The sequence below is a fragment of the Arthrobacter sp. zg-Y238 genome (assembly GCF_024385525.1).
Classification (GTDB): Bacteria; Actinomycetota; Actinomycetes; order Actinomycetales; family Micrococcaceae; genus Arthrobacter_B; species Arthrobacter_B jinronghuae.
Genome location: NZ_JANFLU010000011.1, coordinates 596,106 through 614,065, shown reverse-complemented (window position 1 = coordinate 614,065; position 17,960 = coordinate 596,106). Strand labels below are relative to the sequence as shown.

The 17,960-nt window shown below is 66.7% G+C and carries 15 protein-coding genes; 5 read left to right on the top strand and 10 right to left on the bottom strand.

What is annotated here, in order from left to right; all coding sequences use genetic code 11:
• The 4 genes from NNX38_RS14515 to NNX38_RS14500 all read right to left on the bottom strand — a co-directional run.
• A partial coding sequence (locus NNX38_RS14515; protein WP_255798634.1) for a pore-forming ESAT-6 family protein occupies positions 1–272 on the bottom strand: 272 nt, incomplete at its 3' end.
• Positions 273–349: 77 nt separating this feature from the next.
• Positions 350–685, bottom strand: coding sequence for a hypothetical protein (locus NNX38_RS14510; RefSeq protein WP_255767095.1), 336 nt, complete (start codon positions 683–685; stop codon positions 350–352).
• Between the two features lie 261 nt (positions 686–946).
• Complete coding sequence (locus NNX38_RS14505) at positions 947–1,252, bottom strand: pore-forming ESAT-6 family protein (RefSeq protein ID WP_227924368.1); 306 nt, start codon at positions 1,250–1,252, stop codon at positions 947–949.
• Between the two features lie 77 nt (positions 1,253–1,329).
• Entirely contained in the window at positions 1,330–1,665 is a 336-nt protein-coding gene (locus NNX38_RS14500; protein WP_255767095.1) for a hypothetical protein, read from the bottom strand.
• A gap of 334 nt (positions 1,666–1,999) precedes the next feature.
• On the opposite strand from NNX38_RS14500, the gene NNX38_RS14495 reads away from it, so the two are divergent.
• Positions 2,000–4,348 carry an FdhF/YdeP family oxidoreductase gene (locus tag NNX38_RS14495; protein WP_255798633.1) on the top strand — a complete coding sequence of 783 codons (2,349 nt, stop codon included), beginning with the start codon at positions 2,000–2,002 and terminating at the stop codon, positions 4,346–4,348.
• A 112-nt stretch (positions 4,349–4,460) separates the two neighbouring features.
• Here the strand turns inward: NNX38_RS14495 and NNX38_RS14490 are convergent, their stop codons facing one another.
• Complete coding sequence (locus tag NNX38_RS14490; RefSeq protein ID WP_255798632.1) at positions 4,461–4,778, bottom strand: DUF6457 domain-containing protein; 318 nt, start codon at positions 4,776–4,778, stop codon at positions 4,461–4,463.
• Between the two features lie 143 nt (positions 4,779–4,921).
• Between NNX38_RS14490 and NNX38_RS14485 the strand changes: the two genes are divergently transcribed.
• The 4 genes from NNX38_RS14485 to eccCa all read left to right on the top strand — a co-directional run bounded on the left by NNX38_RS14485 (position 4,922) and on the right by eccCa (position 11,697).
• On the top strand, positions 4,922–5,302 hold the full coding sequence (locus NNX38_RS14485) for a hypothetical protein (RefSeq protein ID WP_255798631.1): 381 nt from the start codon (positions 4,922–4,924) through the stop codon (positions 5,300–5,302).
• Between the two features lie 5 nt (positions 5,303–5,307).
• Entirely contained in the window at positions 5,308–6,633 is a 1,326-nt protein-coding gene (gene eccD / locus NNX38_RS14480; protein WP_255798630.1) for a type VII secretion integral membrane protein EccD, read from the top strand.
• A gap of 91 nt (positions 6,634–6,724) precedes the next feature.
• Positions 6,725–7,693 (top strand): hypothetical protein, encoded by a 969-nt coding sequence (locus tag NNX38_RS14475; RefSeq protein ID WP_255798629.1) that lies wholly within the window; start codon positions 6,725–6,727, stop codon positions 7,691–7,693.
• On the top strand, positions 7,690–11,697 hold the full coding sequence (eccCa, locus tag NNX38_RS14470) for a type VII secretion protein EccCa (RefSeq protein ID WP_255798628.1): 4,008 nt from the start codon (positions 7,690–7,692) through the stop codon (positions 11,695–11,697). The genes NNX38_RS14475 and eccCa overlap by 4 nt, the downstream gene beginning before the upstream one ends.
• 50 nt (positions 11,698–11,747) lie before the next feature.
• On the opposite strand, the gene NNX38_RS14465 is transcribed toward eccCa, so the two are convergent.
• From NNX38_RS14465 to NNX38_RS14445, 5 genes are all read right to left on the bottom strand, one after another.
• Positions 11,748–12,860: an RDD family protein gene (locus tag NNX38_RS14465; RefSeq protein WP_255798627.1), complete on the bottom strand. Its 1,113-nt coding sequence runs from the start codon at positions 12,858–12,860 to the stop codon at positions 11,748–11,750.
• Positions 12,861–13,658 (bottom strand): hypothetical protein, encoded by a 798-nt coding sequence (locus tag NNX38_RS14460; protein WP_255798626.1) that lies wholly within the window; start codon positions 13,656–13,658, stop codon positions 12,861–12,863.
• Positions 13,659–13,748: 90 nt separating this feature from the next.
• Positions 13,749–15,350, bottom strand: a complete 1,602-nt coding sequence (locus NNX38_RS14455) for a serine/threonine-protein kinase (RefSeq protein ID WP_255798625.1) — start codon at positions 15,348–15,350, stop codon at positions 13,749–13,751.
• The gene (locus NNX38_RS16855; protein ID WP_304661712.1) at positions 15,347–17,068 is read right to left on the bottom strand and encodes an FHA domain-containing protein; all 1,722 of its coding nucleotides are present in this window, start codon (positions 17,066–17,068) and stop codon (positions 15,347–15,349) included. Before NNX38_RS16855 ends, NNX38_RS14455 begins: the two co-directional genes overlap by 4 nt.
• Entirely contained in the window at positions 17,065–17,958 is an 894-nt protein-coding gene (locus NNX38_RS14445) for a PP2C family serine/threonine-protein phosphatase (protein WP_255798624.1), read from the bottom strand. The genes NNX38_RS16855 and NNX38_RS14445 overlap by 4 nt, the downstream gene beginning before the upstream one ends.
• Between the last annotated feature and the right edge of the window lie 2 nt (positions 17,959–17,960).

Genomic DNA, 17,960 nt, shown 5'->3' with positions numbered 1-17,960 from the left:
GCACCCGCACCCGCAGCCGTCTCATCATTCTGCGACAGCGTCTGCTTCACCAACGCAATAATGTTCCGCGTCTCGTTGGCAGCATTCCGGAAACGGTTCTCCACCGCCTGGTAATCCTCCGACACACCATCAGCCTGGAAATCCGACATAGCCGCATTCACAGCCTTCTCACGCTCACCGATCAACGACTCCAGCCGCGCAACAATCGACTGGATATCCCCCTGCACCGCAGAGGAAGTATCAGTGTCATAGCTCAAACGATCCTGGGACATGGCAAATCCTTTCAACACCGGCACCCACGCGCCGGAAAGCAACGGAACTAAGGAAGAACTAAAAAGGGACAGAAGAACTAGCGCGAAGAACCAAAACGCGCAGAGTCGAACGACGCCGACCCCTGCTGCTGGGCCGCATTGTCCGCAGCCTCCTGGTCACCGGTCTGGAAGTGCCGGTCCATCTCCGACTGACCCATCAGGATCGCCGAGAGGGAGCTGTTGAGCTCATTGGCAACCTCGTCCGTGCGGGCCTTGAACTCGTCAAACTTCACCCGGCCGGCACCGTTGAACTTGCCCTCCAGCGGCGCCGCAGCCTCCATCAGGCTCCGCACCAGCTGACCCAGATCCTCATTGGAGGAACTCGTCTGCTGCGTCAACGTCCCAAGGGTCGAAGAACCCATATCAAACTTCATGGCAAACCACCTTTTCGGCACCCCTCGGCACCCTCGTCCGAACTGTTCCCCCGAGCAGCGGACGAATTCACCAAAGGTAAATCCCGTTCCGTTTGCCGGTAACCCCCATCAAACCCACCAAAACCAACCCGGTCAAGGAAAACACATGGGCAGAACTACCCATCGAGATCGAGCTCGAATAAAAGGGCCATGCAGGCGGTTCGGTTAAAACAACAACGGCGCCGGATCCAGCCCGGCGCCGTTGTGTTGTGCAATCAGTGATTAGCCGATGTTCTGCACGGCGGACTTCGCCCGGGCACCCGCACCCGCAGCCGTCTCATCATTCTGCGACAGCGTCTGCTTCACCAACGCAATAATGTTCCGCGTCTCGTTGGCAGCATTCCGGAAACGGTTCTCCACCGCCTGGTAATCCTCCGACACACCATCAGCCTGGAAATCCGACATAGCCGCATTCACAGCCTTCTCACGCTCACCGATCAACGACTCCAGCCGCGCAACAATCGACTGGATATCCCCCTGCACCGCAGAGGAAGTATCAGTGTCATAGCTCAAACGATCCTGGGACATGGCAAATCCTTTCAACACCGGCACCCACGCGCCGGAAAGCAACGGAACTAAGGAAGAACTAAAAAGGGACAGAAGAACTAGCGCGAAGAACCAAAACGCGCAGAGTCGAACGACGCCGACCCCTGCTGCTGGGCCGCATTGTCCGCAGCCTCCTGGTCACCGGTCTGGAAGTGCCGGTCCATCTCCGACTGACCCATCAGGATCGCCGAGAGGGAGCTGTTGAGCTCATTGGCAACCTCGTCCGTGCGGGCCTTGAACTCGTCAAACTTCACCCGGCCGGCACCGTTGAACTTGCCCTCCAGCGGCGCCGCAGCCTCCATCAGGCTCCGCACCAGCTGACCCAGATCCTCATTGGAGGAACTCGTCTGCTGCGTCAACGTCCCAAGGGTCGAAGAACCCATATCAAACTTCATGGCAAACCACCTTTTCGGCACCCCTCGGCACCCTCGTCCGAACTGTTCCCCCGAGCAGCGGACGAATTCACCAAAGGTAAATCCCGTTCCGTTTGCCGGTAACCCCCATCAAACCCACCAAAACCAACCCGGTCAAGGAAAACACATGGGCAGAACTACCCATGTGGCCAGTGCCCGCGGATAATGTTCCGGCTATTCCCAAAGCGCCCGCCGCCGTCGGACGGCAGCAGTCCTTGCGGTGGTGCGCCCTGACTGCTAGGCCTGTTGATAGATAAACTGCGGTAGAAGCAGTCGCCGCTTTTGCGGCAGACCTCGCGATGAAGGGAAGTGCGGCGTGGCCAGGAAAGAACCCCGCGTGAAGGAAGTCAACGAGAGCGACATAGAGGTCAAGGGAGAGCCGAAGGAGTGGGCGGCGGGACTTCCTGCCGTCTATCACTCCATGAAACCCGCCATTGAACACATGGGGCTCGCCCGTGCCTTGGGGACCACCTTCCGCATGAATCAGAAGCACGGCTTCGACTGCCCGAGCTGCGCGTGGCCGGATCCGAAGGACCGCAGCCCGTTCGAATACTGCGAAGAAGGTGTCAAGGCCGTCACGTGGGAAGCCACCCCGGTGGTTATTTCCTCGGACTTCTGGGCCGAACACAGCCTCACGGACCTGCGCGGGCGCTCGGAATACTGGTTGGGCATGCAGGGCCGGCTGACCGAGCCCCTGTACAAACCCGCCGGTGAAGACCATTACCGTCCCGTCGGCTGGGATGAAGCACTGGGGATCGTGGCCGACCGGCTCAAGGCCCTGGATTCCCCGCACGAAGCAGCGTTCTACACCAGCGGGCGTACCTCCAACGAGGCAGCCTTCCTGTACCAGCTGTTCGTTCGCGCCTATGGCACGAACAACCTGCCCGACTGCTCCAACATGTGCCACGAGTCCTCAGGCTGGGCCATGGGCCAGACCATCGGAATCGGCAAGGCCACGGTGACCTATGACGATTTCGGCCAGGCCGACCTGATCATCCTCATGGGCCAGAACCCGGGCACCAACCATCCGCGCATGCTGACCGCACTGGAACTGTGCAAGCGCAACGGCGGCAACATCGTAGCCGTGAACCCGCTTCCCGAAGCCGGGCTGAAGCGCTACAAGAACCCCCAGAAGGCCCGGGGCATCGCAGGAAAGGGCACCGAGCTCGCGGACCAGTTCCTGCAGATCCGGCTCGGCGGGGACATGGCCCTGCTCCAGGCCATTTCCAAGCGGGTGTTCGAGGCAGAGGACAAGAACCCGGGAACCGTCCTCGACCACGAATTCCTCGAGGAGCACTGCGAGGGGCTGGCAGACCTCAAGGAACATCTGCTGCTGCTCGACGATGAGGAAGTGCTGGAAGCCACCGGGCTGCGCGCCGAGGAAATCGACGAACTGGCCGAGCGCTACCTGCGGGCCGAAAAGGTGATCATCACCTGGGCAATGGGCATCACCCAGCAGAAAAAGGGCGTTGCCACCATCAAGGAGATCATCAACCTCCTGCTGCTGCGCGGCAACATCGGCAAGCCCGGTGCCGGCGCCGCCCCCATCCGCGGGCACAGCAACGTTCAGGGCGACCGCACCATGGGCATCTGGGAACAGATGCCGGGGACCTTCCTGGACGCACTCGGCAAGGAATTCAACTTCGACCCGCCGCGCGACCACGGCGCCGACGCCGTGGAAACCTTCCTCAGGATGCAGGACGGCCGGATCAAATTCTTCATGGCACTCGGCGGCAACCTGATCTCCGCCATCTCGGACACCCAGTTCGCCGAGGCTGCCATGCAAAAGACGGACATGACCGTGCAGATGTCCATCAAGCTCAACCGCTCCCACCTGGTCACCGGCAAGGAAGCGCTGATCCTTCCGGTTCTGGGCCGCACCGAAATCGACGTCCAGGAAACCGGCCGGCAGTTCGTTTCGGTGGAGGACACGGTCTGTGTGGTCCATGCCTCGCACGGCGGGGTGGAACCTGTCTCGAAGAACCTGCTCTCCGAACCGGCCCTCGTCGCCCGGCTCGGTGCCCTGGTGATCGGCGACCGGATCGACGCCGACTGGGCCGGCTTCGAAAAGGACTACGACCTGATCCGGGACCACATCTCGCGGGTAGTGGAGGGCTGCGAAGACTACAACGAGCGGATCCGGCATGAGGGCGGGTTTGTACTGCCCAACGGCCCCCGCGATTCGCGGTCCTTCCACACCCCGACGGGCAAGGCCGTCCTTACGGTTAATGACCTGGAAGCGGTGCAGCGTCCGGAAGGCACCCTGCTGCTGCAGAGCATGCGTTCACATGACCAGTGGAATACCACCATCTACGGGCACAATGACCGGTACCGCGGCATCAAGGGTGGCCGCCACGTGCTGTTTATGAACTCCGGCGACATCGAGGAACTCGGCCTGGCAGACGGCCAGTACATCGACATCCACGGTGTCCACCACGACGGCGCCGAGCGCGTCCTGCGTAATTTCCGGGTGGTCTCCTACCCCACGCCCAAGGGCTGCGTAGCGGCGTACTACCCGGAAGCCAACGTGCTCGTACCGCTGGACCATGTTGCCGAGGGCAGCAACACCCCGGTGTCCAAGACCGTGCTGGTCCGGGTGGAACCGGCCGCACAGCAGGCTGCGGGGCCGGAAGACAAGATGCGCCGCGAAACGGCTCCGGTGTAGGGCACCCACGTAGGCAGCAACAGCCAAGACGCACAACAGGCCAGGACTTCGGTCCTGGCCTGTTGTATCTTCGGATGGGTGGGCCCGCAATGACCTGGCCCCAACGTGCTGCTTACTGGGCAGAGCCCTTCCAACCCGGCTGGTCCGGCCCTTCCAGACCGGTCTCGGCCAGCTGGAAGGCGGTGTCTGCCGCCTTTTGAACCGCTTCTTCGGAGGATTTCCGCCCGCTGGTAGTGGTGAGTCCGGCTGCGTACCCGACCACAAAGGCGCTGACCAGGCCCGCGTTGTCTGCAACGGTCTCGGCCGATTTCTCCCCCAGCTCCACAAGCATCTTGTGGTCCACTTCAAGATCCAGGATCTGCAGCGCCTGGGTGAGGCGCCTGCTCCAGTCGTTCAGTCGGCGCTCTTCCATCTCCGGGTTGGTGCTCATTGCGGCTCCTTCATCGGTGCGTGTGCGGTAAGTAATTAGTCAAGCTTTAGCACCCGTGGCCCGACACACACAACGTACGCCTCAGCTTCAACGGTGCGGCTCCGGCGAGTGTGACGCAGACCCCACCCGGATCGTGTAAGGATATGTCGGTACTTGTCCAAGTGGTGGGGGGACTTATTTTGGCGAGCGATTATGACAATCAGCTGATCGAATCCGTGACCGTGCGCCGGAACCGGCTGCTCGGCGCCCTGCTGTACGGGGAAAACCCGAACGAGCGCCGGTGGATGGACAGCGTGCGCCTGTTCCTGTTCAGCGTGGCGGCCGCAGCAGTCATCGCCGCGGTCTGCGTGGGGTACTCCTTTGTCAGCAACCTCCTGGAAGAGAACCGCCAAAAGCAGGAAGAACAGCGCCGGCAGCAAAACTCTGCTCCGCACCGCTCTTCGGACCCCCACGGGGCGGATTACGACGCCGGCCCCGCCGGCGGCCGGTACAACGTTGCCTTTTCGATGCAGACAGGATCCTAGCCGCCATGGCCCATGCCTTCACCCGAGTGACACTGATCGGCTCCCGGCGCCATCTGGACCTGCTGCTGCCGTCGGACCAGCCCGTCGGCGCACTGATGCCGCAGGTACTGGAGCTGCTGAACGACCAGCCGGCGGACGAGGTAGCCGCCAAGGTACTGGTCGGACCCGACGGCACGGAGCTGGCCGCGGAGAGCACGCTGAGCAGCGCGGAAATAGCCGATGGTTCCTCTCTGCTGCTCTGCAACGCCTCCGAGGCGCCGCCCGCCGCCGTCGTCTATGACGTCACGGACCTGGTGGTCAGCGAGACCGAGGCTGTATCGGGACGTTGGACCGACAGGTTCCGGGAGCTGACCGCCGGTGTCTCCGCCGCCGTCGGTCTGTGGGCAGGGGCTGAGATCCTGCTGGGCTCGGTGGCCCCCGACGACGCCTGGTGGCTGCTGCTCTCCGCATCCCTGGTACTCCTCACTGCCGGCACCGCGCTGGCACGGCCGCCCCGAACCTCCGCCATCGGTCCAACCCTGCAGGGGGCCGGCTGGCTGCTGGGACTCGGCGCCCTGCTGCGCGGAGATCTGGACCCGGAAACAACCCTGCTGTTGATCGCCGGATTGTCCGTACTGACCCTTGTGGGAGTGGGACTCAGCGCAGCCAACCCGCGGGCGCTCTTCACGGGCGCCGGCACCCTTGCCCTGGCCACCGTCATCTGGGCGGCGGCGGGACTCATTTCCGAGAGCCCTCCCCGCGCGGCAGCACTGGCCGCGGTATCGAGTGTTCTCCTGCTCGGCCTGCTCCCGAAACTGGCATTGTCCGCCTCCGGCCTGGCAACCCTGGATGACCAGCGTGCCACGGGTGGAACCATCAGCAGGACGGATGCGCTCGAGGCCGTGGCCGGTGCCCATCGGGGGCTCACCCTGGGCGCGATCCTCACGTCGGTTTCCATAGCGTTGGGGCTCTGGGTGCTCGGCACCGACACGGAGCACCAGAAATGGACGCTGCCGCTGCTGTTCGCCCTGACCCTGGCGGTTTTCCTGCGGGCGCGGTCCTTCCCGCTCGCGGCCGAACGCATCTCGCTGTACGCCGCATCGGGTGTGGGGCTGGCCGCCCTCACGGTGGCGTCCCTGCGGTTCTTCTCCTCCGCGCCCTGGGCTGTGGGCCTGGCGGTACTGGTTCTCGCCGCCTGCATCGCGGTCAGCCTGACCCTTGATCTGCCGGACCACGCCGAAGCCCGCATCCGGCTGCTCGCCAAACGCCTGGAGACCTTCGCCATCCTGGCCTCTATTCCCCTGGTCATCGGGATGTTCGGCATCTACTCCCAGCTGCTGGGCAGCTTCTGATGCGCGAATCGCCTCATCCACGGGTCTGCCCGCCATCCGACACCTTCCATCCCGCTGATCCGGCCGCCCCGGCCGGTGGAGGACTATAGCCATGAGCTCACCCGTGAACGCCGGGCCGCTGCCCTACGGTGCCCCCGGTGCCGCCACCCCGGACGGCTTCGAATCAACCCCACAGCGGCTCCGCCGGACCTTGCGGACCCGCCCTGCCGAAGGCCTGCTCCGCCGGTCGGTCAGCTCCGCGGGGAACCTCTTCCGCGGGGATGATTATCCGCACCGTCTGGCCGAGGCTGCGGCCGGTGCGCAGGCACCGGTGGCCACGGGCCGGCGCATCGCCGTCGTGGGCTCCCGCGGCGGTGCCGGGAAGACCACGCTGGCGGCCCTGCTCGGATCGGTCTACTCCTCCATGCGCACCGATGCCGTTACGGTCCTGGACAACGCCCCCTCCGGCGGCACGCTGGCGTTGCGCACCGGGGTCCCCGACGCAGCCTCCCTGGATATCGCCGCCGCCGAACTGTCCCGCCGCCCCCCGACGTCGCTGGCTGATCTCTCGGCGCTGCTGACACCCGCCGGCCGCGGGAACCTGCTGGTCACCGGGCGCCGCGGCACCGGCGGACGGCCGGCAGCCGACGACGCCGCCGCCAAGGCACTGTCCCTGGCCATCTCCCGGTATTGCCCCATCACCGTCATGGACTGCGGCACCGGACTGGAGCTCCCCAGCACGCGTTGGGCGCTTTCCCAATCCCATCTGGCGGTCTTCGCGACGACTGCCTCCGTAGCGGGCCTGGAAGATGCCGGCCTGTACGCCACGGCCTGGCGGCGGGACCCGGCACTGGCCTCCGTGCCGCTGCTGGTGGTGGTGGTCCGGAACCTGCCGGACGGACCGTTCCGCGCCGACGCCGAAGCCCGCCGTCTGACGCGCATGGGTATCGACGCCGTCGGGCTGGGATACGACCGGCACCTCGCAGCCGGAGTGGAAATCAGCCTTGCACTGCTGGCCCGCCGAACCCGTCTCGAGGCAGCCTCCCTTGCCGCCGGCGTCCTCGCGAGGGCCACGGCATGAGCGTCCGGATCCTGCACCGGCCTGCCCGGACCACGGCCCCCGCCCGCGGCCTGGAACCGTTCACCATGGACGCCCCGCCGCAGATGGAACAGGGCAAGGGCGGCATGAACATGATGTCGCTGGTACCCCTGCTCGGCGCCGGCGTCTCCATGACGGTCATGATGCTCTTCCGCGGCTCCCCGTTGGCCGCCGTGGGTGCACTGGCCATGGTGGTGACCATCCTGGCCTCCGTCATCATGATGGTCAGCCAGCGCGGAAAGCAGGGCCGCCAGCGCAAGGACCGGCGGGAAAACTATCTCGAATACCTCGAACGCTGCCGCGCCACGCTCCGCACCGAGGAACACACGGCCGTCAAGGTGGCCCGCATCGCCAGCCCGCCGCCGGACGCCCTGTTCGACATCATCCGCAATACCCGCCGCATCTGGGAGCGGCGGCGGCACAACGAGGATTTCCTGGACGTGCGCATCGGTACCGGGCCGCGGCAGAACCGTGAAGTGCAGATCATGAACTCCGGCTCTGCCGTGATGCAGAGTGACACCTTCATGATGACGGAACTGGAGATCCTCAAGCGGCGCTACGAGTCCAGCCCCGAACTGCCGTTGACGGTACCGCTGGACTGCGCCGGAAATGTCAGCGTTGTCGGCTCCAGGGAGTTCGTGCTGCGGGTCAGCCGTCTCCTGCTGGTCCAGGGTGCGGCCTTCCATTCCCCGGAGGACCTCCATCTGGCCCTGGCCGTGCCCGAAGCCGAACGGGAAAACTGGGAGTGGGCCACCTGGCTGCCGCACTTGGCGGACCAGAAAAGCACTCACCGCACCGGGCCGGTCCGGCGGCTGGCCCCGTCCATGGACATCTTGTCGGACCTGCTGGCCGATGACCTCCACGGACGTTCCAGCCTGGCCGCGGAGTCCCGGAAAAACTTCCTGCGCGGAGGTGTGGGCACGGCGCTGCCCCGCCTGATGGTGGTAGCCGATTCCTACGGAGAGCTGCCGGTGGAGCTGGCAGTCCCGGACAAGCAGTCCTCGCCCGGCGCCCTGGGGATCACCACACTGTTCCTGGTGAAGGAACGCCGGCAGGAACCCAGCGAAGTGGCGATCCGCATCAGTGAGGACGGCGAGGGGTTCCGGGTGGAAAACTACCGGACCGACCCCGTGGAGCCGGTGGTCGAGGCTGGCACCCTGGACCAGTTGCCGGTCCCGCTCGCCCAGTCCCTGGCCCGCAGCCTGGCCCCGCTGCGGCTGTCCCCCGATTCGATGGAACACGATTCCTCGGAAAACTCCCAGGGGTTCCTGGAGATGCTGGGCCTCTCCCCGCGGCTGGATGAAGCCGATATCCGCCGGTTGTGGAAGCCCCGCGGCGAGGTGGACTTCCTGCGGGTTCCGCTGGGTCCCGATGACCGCGGGCGGCCGGCCCTGCTGGATTTGAAGGAATCGGCACAGTTCGGGCACGGCCCGCACGGCCTGTGCGTGGGTGCCACCGGCTCCGGCAAGTCCGAAATGCTGCGCAGCCTCGTGGTGGGACTGCTGGCCACGCACTCCCCCGAGGTGCTGGCCATGGTGCTGGTGGACTACAAGGGCGGCGCCACCTTTGCCCCCTTCGCCAACGCACCCCAGGTCACCGGCGTCATCACCAACCTTTCCGACGACGTCAGCCTGATCGAACGCGTCTATGCCAGCCTCTCCGGTGAAATCCAGCGCCGGCAGGAAGTCCTCAAGGAGGCCGGCAACCTCGCCAACATCACCGACTACCAGCTGCACCGGCAGGAGCTGCTCTCCCAGGGCAAAGACCTGGCGCCGCTGCCGCACCTGGTGGTCATCATTGACGAATTCGGCGAGCTGTTGACCGCACGCCCGGACTTCATTGAGCTCTTCCTGTCCATCGGCCGCATCGGCCGGTCGATCGGCGTGCACCTGCTGCTCTCCAGCCAGCGCATCGAGGGCGGCAAGCTTCGCGGCCTGGACACCTATTTGTCCTACCGGATCGGCCTGCGCACACTCTCCGAAGCTGAGTCCCGGACCGTGCTGGACACCCCCGACGCCTTCCACCTGCCGCCGGTCCCCGGGTTCGGGTACCTGAAGGTGGACACCACCACGTACACCCGGTTCAAGTCCGGATACGTGTCCGGCCCGCTCGAGATGGAAGAAGAGGACGAGCCGGAAACCGACGACGCCGGACGACCCGCCGTCCTGCGCGTCCCGCGGTATGCCGCGACCCTCGAAGAGGCCGTGCAGCAGGACCCCGCCAAACCGGCGTCGACCTCCGCCTCCAAACGGACCACCGGCCCCACGGTGCTCTCCACCCTGATGGACACGCTCGCGAAATTCCCCCGCGCCGTCGAACCGATCTGGCTGCCGCCGCTCCCGGGAGGCATTGCGCTGGATATCGCCGCGGGCGGGCTGGACACCACGAGCCAGGGCATCCGTCTGGCCACCGGCGGCGGCTTGAAGATCCCGGTAGGGCTGCTCGATGATCCGGCGAAGCAGTGGCAGGGCATCTGGGAAGTGGACCTGGCAGCCAACGGCGGCAATGCGGCCATTGTCGGCGGACCGCAGACCGGCAAGAGCACGGCCCTGCGCACGCTCGTCGCCAGCCTGTCCCTGACCCACTCGCCGGCCGAAGTAGGCATCTACGCCATTGACCTCCTCGGCAGCGGGCTGGTTCCGCTCGAAGGGCTCCCCCATGTGGGCGGCGTGGCGGTCCGCACCAACCGCGAGGTGGTCCGCCGTACCGTCGACGAAATCCTCGCCATGCTCTCGCAGCGCGAACGTATCTTCGAGAAGTACCAGATCGACTCCCTGCCCACTCTGCGCCGCCTGTGCGCGCAGGGCGGCATCCCGGAGCTGCCGAGTGCGGACATCGTGATGGTACTGGACGGTTACGGCCAGCTCTCGGACGAGTTCGAAGAGATTGAAAAATCCGTACACGCCCTGATCAGCCGCGGCGGCGGATACGGCATCCATGTGGTGGTGACCTGCTCGCGGATGAACGAAATCCGCATTGCGCAGCAAAGCTTCTTCGGCAACCGGATTGAACTGCGCCTGTCCGATCCCGGGGAGTCGGCGCACGGCCGGAAACTGGCCGAGTCCGTGAGCCCGGGGACACCCGGCCGGGCAATGACGGACCGGAAGCTCCAGGGGCATTTTGCCCTGCCCCGCATCGACTCCGAATCGGACCCGGACACCGCCAACTCCGGGATGCGGGATCTTGTGGATGCGGTTTCCGCCTCCACGGACGAACGCGCCATGCAGGTCCGCGTGCTGCCGGCAGTGGTGGACGCAGCAACCGCACCCACACCGGCGGCCCCGGCCACGGTGCCGCTGGGCCAGCGCGAGACCGACCTGGGCACCGAGCTGCTGGACCTGCACAACAAGGAACGCCATCTGGTGATCATGGGCGACGACGGCGCCGGCAAGACCAACGCCATGCGATCGGTGATCCGCCGTCTGGCCGAACAGCACAACGCCGAGGACATTGTGTTCGCGGTGTTCGATCCGCGCCGCACGCTCGCAGATGAGGTGCCGGAAGATTATCTGGGCGGATACGCCACGAGCGCAGCCCTGGCCGAACAGCTGGCGTCCGCCGTCGCCGGCGAGCTGCAGAAACGGATCAGTGCCACCCCCGAAGAGGTCGCCGCCCTGCCACGGGTGGTGCTGGTGATCGACGACTATGACGTACTGACCGCCGGCGGCTCCTCGCCCCTGAGCAGGTTGACGCCCTTCCTGCCGCTGGCCCCGGAGATCGGGCTGCACGCAGTGCTTTCCCGCCGGGTCCGGGGTGCCAGCCGGGGCATGTACGAGTCCTTCTTCACGGCCCTGCGTGATTCCGGTGCCGCGGCGCTGATCCTCTCGGGCGACCGCGGGGAAGGCACGCTCATTAACGGTGTCCGGGCCCGGGCGCTGCCACCCGGACGCGCCCAGTTGGTCCAGCCGGGACGGCCGGTGCAGACCCTACAGCTGTTCTGGAACGAGACGGCCAGCGACGTGTTGGCGGGAGAAGCGCGGCGCTGAGTCCGGGCTGGACGCGGCGCGGGCCCCAGGACCCCGCGCCGCCTGTCCGGTTATGCCTGGGAGACGGTGAAGCTGCGGTCACCGAAGAAAACGGTGCTGCCCACGGGTGCAAGGACGGGGCGAAGCGGTTCCAGTTCCTCCCGCAGTCCCTGGGCGGTGACGACGGCGCTGCCGTTGGTCGAATTGCGGTCCGTTACCCAGACCCCCTTCGGATCCGCCTGCAGGTGCAGATGGGTCTTGGAGACCGAGCGGCCCATGTCCGCGAAGTCGAGCAGCTGCCCCACCGTTTCCTGGGGCTTGGTTGCCGGATTCCGCCCCAGCAGCGCCGTGCCGGTCACGACGACGGCGGCGCCGTCGTCGAACTGCATCAACACGCCGGTCGAGCGGTGCCGGGACGCCACCCGGGTCATTTCCAGCTCGTCGTCCGGATGCTGGGGAACCCCTGCCGGGGCAGGGGACGGCAGGTTAGGGGACGGCAGGGCCGCAGCCGCCGCGCGCCGCGGGGAGGCCGGTGCCGGTGCGGCGGGCGCTCCGGCCATGGTGGCAGGCACGGTCTGGAACGGAGTGGAAGCAGCCTGGGGTACGTCGGAGGCAGGGAAACCCGGCACCGCAGTGACCGGGCTGGCTGGTGAGACGGCTGTCGGAGTCTGGGCCGGGTCTGCGTTGCTTTCAGGGGCAGCCGAACCGGCGGCACGGATTCCGCCGGTCAGCAGCGGATCACGGCCGGCCCGCACGTCCACCACCAGGGTGCCGGCAACCTTGTCATGCCAGCCCTGGCGTTGGTGGTTCTTGTCCCACAGGTTGGAGACCAGCAGAACCACCGGCCCCACCACCACGGCGCCGGACAACCCGAGCAGGACGTTTCGCAGCAGCACGGGGACCAGCCCCGGCGCGTGTCCGTTGCTGCCGGTGGTCCGGATACCCAAGGCGAGGTTCCCCGGTGTCTTGCCGGAGCCCGCTTCCCAGATCCAGAGCCACAGCGCGTATCCGCCGGCCAGTACCGCTCCCGTTGTCATCCCCAGCACCCGGGCCTCGTCGCCCCCGACCAGCCAAAACAGCCAGGTCACGGCAAGCAACAACACCGCTGACGGCAACGCGTCCAGTGCCTTGGCGGCCAGACGCTGGAAAGCCGTGGCATTGACGAGGTTCGTACTGGAGGCCATCTAGGTGTTCCTTGTCGTTCTGTTGATCGAAGTACGGTCCCCGGGTGATGCCGCTTCGGGTGCCTGCGCCTGCACGTTGTCACGGACGAGCGCGGTCCCTGCCGGATCATCCGCAGGACGGTCCAGCAGTGGCAGGTCGGCCGAGGTTATGAGCTGGGACGTTACGGCATGCTCAACCAGTCGGGCCCGCCGGTTCGACGCCGGCTTCCCCTCGGCTCCGCGGAGGCCCGCCACACCGACCCGGTCCAGCTTTTCGCATACGTTATCGAGCTTCCGGTTAAACCGGGTCTGCGACCAGCCCAGCCGCTGCGCTGCCTCCGCGGAGGTCGGCAGGGCACTGTACCCGGTGCCGTCGCGCCGCAGCAGCGGTTCCGCCAGCGCCACCATCACTGCCTTCTGGGATTCCGTAAAGAGCACGGGTCCGATGGTTGTTTCCCCGCCGTCCGCTGCGCTGAGGGGATCCTGCCGGAAGGTGGGCGTTTTCAGGTGGACATCGAATTCGTAGGTGGTGGAACCGGCACTGAAGATAATCCGGGTCTGTTCAAAGACCACAGGAAGCCGGGCGCCGGGCGCCAACCAGGCCTGCATACCGCCGCCTGAGTCCGCAATGGTGGCAGAGATCCGGCTGCCGATATTCGTCAGCCACCAGATCCCGTTGTCCTTGGCGATGCTGAGGAACTTCCGGTGCAGGTAGGGATTGTCGTCGATGGCCAGATCGCCCTCCCTGCCGATGCTGAAAACGGCAGTTTCCTGCGGCTCGTACCATTCGCCGCAGTACTCTATGCCAAGCTCCCCCACGCGTCTCCCCCTTGTCCGGTTGCCCGGCTTTCCGTGCGGCTCCCCCGTGGCCCCGCTACGCCTTCATTGTCCATCCGCACCTGCTGCTTCTCACTGCGGCGCGCAGAACGCGACCGGCGGCGATGCTTTCCCGTTGTCCCTCGCCACTTGGACTTCTATACAGGTCTCGCCGTCCGATGCCGGAACCTGTGCCTTGGCCTCCGGTGTCCGGACCATCTCTCCCCGAGCGGTGGCACTGACCGTCCGCCACAGATAAATATCCCCGTCTGCCGGTTCCGGGTTCTTCCAGGTGAACACCACTGAACCGTCCGAAACAGCGGCGGCCAGCGATTCGGGCGGGAGCACCGCACCTTCGGTCCCCGCCAAGGGATTCTGCGCGGATTTCGACGGTGCGGGCAGGACGCTCTTCGGTTCCGTTTCGGGCAGCAGCAGGGCCGCAGCGACAATGCCGACGGCGGCTGCTGCCGCAGTCACCAGACCGATGCGCAGTGCAGTCTTGCCGCGGCGTCGGGGCGGTTCCGGCCAGCTGAAAGCCTCCGGAACCCCCGTGTCCACGGCCCCCAGGGCCGGTCCCGCCGGCGCAACTCCCGAACGCATTACCGTGCCCTCGTGGACCGCAGCAGCCTCGTCGCCGCCGGAAGCGGGGCCCGGGGAAACAGCAGCAGGAACCGCCGCCCGCGCCGCACCGGCGCCGGTGACTGACGACGTCGGGCGCTGCAGGGGTGCCCGACGCGGCGGCGTCGTGGTGCCTGGATCAATGGAGACCACGCGCCGGATGCGGGTGCGGTCCTCGTCGTCGCCGCTCTCCTCAGCCTGGTCCGGCTCCTGCAGCACCTCAAACGGCGTACTGGCCAGGTTCAGCTCGCCCTGGATCCGCTGAAGTGCCAGCCCGAAGGCGTAGGCGGAGGAGAACCGGGACTCGGGAGACTTGGCCATGGCCGTGGCCAAAGCCAGTTCCAGCGATTCCGGGACGTCCGCTCGTCCGGTGGGCCGCAGCGGCTGGCTGACAATCCGGTCGATCAGTTCACGCTGGGTATTGCCCTGCCCGGGCACTACAAACGGCGAGCGCGCTGCCAGCAGGGTGTACAGGGTGGCGCCGAGGGCCCAGACGTCAACCCGGATTCCGTCCGCCCGGCCGCCGGTGAGCGCTTCCGGCGGCGACCAGGGAATGGACAGTCCCAGGTCCTCGTCCTCGGCGGCGTCGGTGGTGCCGGAAATCCCGAAGTCCGTCAGGGCGGGACGGTTGTAGTCCGTGGTGAGGATATTGGCCGGTTTAATGTCCCGGTGGGCGATGCCGGCCCGGTGCGCGGTCTCTACGGCGGAGGCCACCTGGATACCGATGGTGAGCACTTCAGCCAACGGCAGGCCGCCCTGGCGGTACCGGATGTCGAGGCTGGGCCGGGAGCAGTACTCCATGGCCAGATAGGAGTGGCCGGCCTCAGTGATGTCCGCTTCATAGATGGTGACGATGTACGGGTGCGAGGACAGCTGTGCCATGAGGTTCGCCTCGGCCTCGAAACTGCGCCGGGCACTGTTCGTGCGCAGGTCCGAGAGGAGCACCTTGACGGCAACCCGCCGCCGGGGATGGTCCTGCTCATAGAGGTAGACGTCGGCAAAGCCGCCGGAACCCAGGTGCCGCAGGTAGCGGTAGCCGGAGATCTCCGGCGGGGGCGCCGGAGCACGCTTCTTCATGCCAGTCCCTCGAACCGGATCCAGACGTCGTCGCCGAGCTCGGCGGTGTCGCCGTCGAGCACAATCACCCCTTCACCCTGGCCCAGGCGGTGCGGCAGCTGTCCGTTGCGGACCAGCACGGTGCCGTTCGTGGAGAACAGGTCCCGGAGCATCACATGCCACCCTTCCAGCCGGATCTCCGCGTGCGAGCGGGAAATGTCGCCTCCGCTGCTGGGAACCTGCACCATCCGCGGCATGTCCGAGCCCGGAGTCCTCGCCACCGACGGCTGGCGCCCGACAACAATGTTCCGGTCCAGGACCTCCGTATGGCCGGTGGAAAACACCGCCCGTCCCAGGGCAGGACGGCTCACCGGGTGGGGCTCTTCGCCCAGCGGCTGCCCGCAGTGCACGCACACGCTGCGCGTAGGCGGATTTGCATGCCCCTGCGGGCAGGTGCGGGCCAGAACCGTCGGGGCCGTACCCGGGTGGCTGGCAGGGGCCGGTGCCGGGAGGCCGGCAGGGGCCGGCGCCTCCTTGGCCAGTTCGCTGCTCATGATGGTGTCGCCGTCGTGGTCCAGGTCCTCGGGTGCCTCACCGGCAGGTACCGCGGGAGCTGGGGCCGGGGCAGGTGCCGGTACAGAGGCCCTGGCAGGAGCGGGTGCCGGGGCCTCAGGTATGGGTGAAGGGGCCGGTGCGGGGGCCGGTGCGGGGGCCGACGGCGCCGGGGCTACCGGCGCAGCGGCTGCGGCAGCGGCACCGGCTGCGGCAACGGCACCGGCTGCGGCAACGGGAACCCGAGCTGCCGGGACCGAAGCTGCTGGTACCGGGACTCCGGCCGGACGCCCGGGAGCACCGACCGGGGCCGCCGAGTTGCTGCGCTGCCACGGCACTGAATCGATCAGTGCACCGGACGGCACGGCGGCTGCTTTCGGTGCGGGCGGAAGCGATGCTTCGACAGGCTGGAGGGTATCCGACGGGACGAAAGCTTCGTCCGGGGGCCGGACCGTCTCGCTCAAGTCCGTCTCCTCCGCGGAAACGGGCTCTTGCGCGGGTTCCGCGGTTTGCTCCGCTGTTATGCCGGGTTCAGCCGGACCGGCAGCGTTACCTTCCGGCGAAGGGGCCGGCGTTGAGGCCGGCGCGGAGGGTCGAGCAGCGGCGGGCTGGGATGAGCCGGGCTGGGGTTCCGCGGGCTGGACGGCAGCCGGCCGGGGTTCCGCGTGGGCAGCCGCGGGCTGGGATGAGGCCGGCTTCGCATCGGCGGTCAACCGAGCCCCAACTTCCAGCGAGCCGAATTCCAGCATCGAAACCAGGGCAACGCCGCTTTCGAGCGGCAGCAGCGCACTCTCCGCGGATCTCCCGGCAGCACCGTCCGAGGCCGCGGCCTTCAGGGTGAACGAGCCGCCGGCCGGCAGGACCCGTTCGCTCCATGTGGTGACGAATTCGCCCGACGCGGCCGGCTCGTCCTTCCCTGCCTCCTGCAGTTCCAGCGGGCCGCGCAGGATGACGTGCAGGCGCTCCCGGTCCCGCAGGGAAAGCACACCGAAGGACGGCATATCCGCAAGACTTCCGGTGAGCCCCCCGGAGACAGCCGAAAAAACGCGGTCGAGTGCCGGCTCGGTTGCCAGCAGTGACCAGATCTCCCGTACCCGCTCTTCCCCGGTGTCCGGCGGCAGCAGGCACAGCACCGAATCGCGAACCAGGCACAGCCACGTCCCGGGGCGGTAGCGTAGGCCTTTCATTCCTCTGCAGTCTTCCGCTGGACCGCCGGGTCAATGCCGGGACCCGCCGGGCCGCCTTCGACGGGACGGGGGCCGGTGGGCTGCGCTTCCTGGGAAGCTCCGGGCAGCGTGATGGCGGCGGACTCGTGTCCGTCCGGTCCGCCCTCGGCGTCGATGACCAAAACCGTGACGTTGTCCCGCCCGCCCGAGCGCAATGCAGCCTGGACCAAGGCTGCACAGGCGTCCTGGGGGTTGGTCACGGACGTCAGGATCTGCAGAATGTGCCCGTCCGCAACCTCGCCGGTGAGACCGTCGGAGCAGACCAGGAGCCGGTCCCCGGGTTCCACCGGGATCAGCCAGAAGTCTGCCTCGGCATCATTTCCGGTCCCCAGTGCGCGGGTGACGACGTGGCGCCGCGGATGCACCAGGGCCTCGTCCGGAGTGATCTGTCCCAGGTCCACCAGCTCCTGGACCTCGGAGTGGTCCACCGTGATCTGTTCCAGCACGCCGTGGCTCAGCCGATAGGTGCGTGAATCGCCCACATTGAACACCAGCCAGTAGGGGTTTCCCCCTTCCCGGACGAGGACTGCGCCGGTCAGCGTGGTGCCTGCCCGTCCGCCTGTGGCCTCACGGATGCGGTGGTCCGCCTCTTTAACCAGAGCCTCCAGCTGTTCAGCCGAGAACTCCGGCAGGTGCTTGCCCACTATCGGGGAGTCGCCCAGGGTCCGGACACAGATGCTGCTGGCCACCTCCCCCGCCTCGTGTCCGCCCATGCCGTCGGCGATGGCAAAGATCGGGTCAGCGGCGATGAGCGAGTCCTCATTCAGTTCGCGGCGCAGTCCGCGGTCCGAGGCGTAGCCGAACACGGCGTGCATATCGGTATCCGGGGATGCAGTTTCGTCGGAGTTCATTC

Excerpts from the sequence above, each read along its gene's own strand:
- NNX38_RS14510 (WP_255767095.1), bottom strand. The coding sequence starts at position 685 with ATGAAGTTTGATATGGGTTCTTCGACCCTTGGGACGTTGACGCAGCAG.
- NNX38_RS14505 (WP_227924368.1), bottom strand. The coding sequence starts at position 1,252 with ATGTCCCAGGATCGTTTGAGCTATGACACTGATACTTCCTCTGCGGTG.
- NNX38_RS14500 (WP_255767095.1), bottom strand. The coding sequence starts at position 1,665 with ATGAAGTTTGATATGGGTTCTTCGACCCTTGGGACGTTGACGCAGCAG.
- NNX38_RS14490 (WP_255798632.1), bottom strand. The coding sequence starts at position 4,778 with ATGAGCACCAACCCGGAGATGGAAGAGCGCCGACTGAACGACTGGAGC.
- NNX38_RS14485 (WP_255798631.1), top strand. The coding sequence starts at position 4,922 with ATGTCGGTACTTGTCCAAGTGGTGGGGGGACTTATTTTGGCGAGCGAT.
- eccD (WP_255798630.1), top strand. The coding sequence starts at position 5,308 with ATGGCCCATGCCTTCACCCGAGTGACACTGATCGGCTCCCGGCGCCAT.
- NNX38_RS14475 (WP_255798629.1), top strand. The coding sequence starts at position 6,725 with ATGAGCTCACCCGTGAACGCCGGGCCGCTGCCCTACGGTGCCCCCGGT.
- eccCa (WP_255798628.1), top strand. The coding sequence starts at position 7,690 with ATGAGCGTCCGGATCCTGCACCGGCCTGCCCGGACCACGGCCCCCGCC.
- NNX38_RS14465 (WP_255798627.1), bottom strand. The coding sequence starts at position 12,860 with ATGGCCTCCAGTACGAACCTCGTCAATGCCACGGCTTTCCAGCGTCTG.
- NNX38_RS14455 (WP_255798625.1), bottom strand. The coding sequence starts at position 15,350 with ATGAAGAAGCGTGCTCCGGCGCCCCCGCCGGAGATCTCCGGCTACCGC.
- NNX38_RS16855 (WP_304661712.1), bottom strand. The coding sequence starts at position 17,068 with ATGAAAGGCCTACGCTACCGCCCCGGGACGTGGCTGTGCCTGGTTCGC.
- NNX38_RS14445 (WP_255798624.1), bottom strand. The coding sequence starts at position 17,958 with ATGAACTCCGACGAAACTGCATCCCCGGATACCGATATGCACGCCGTG.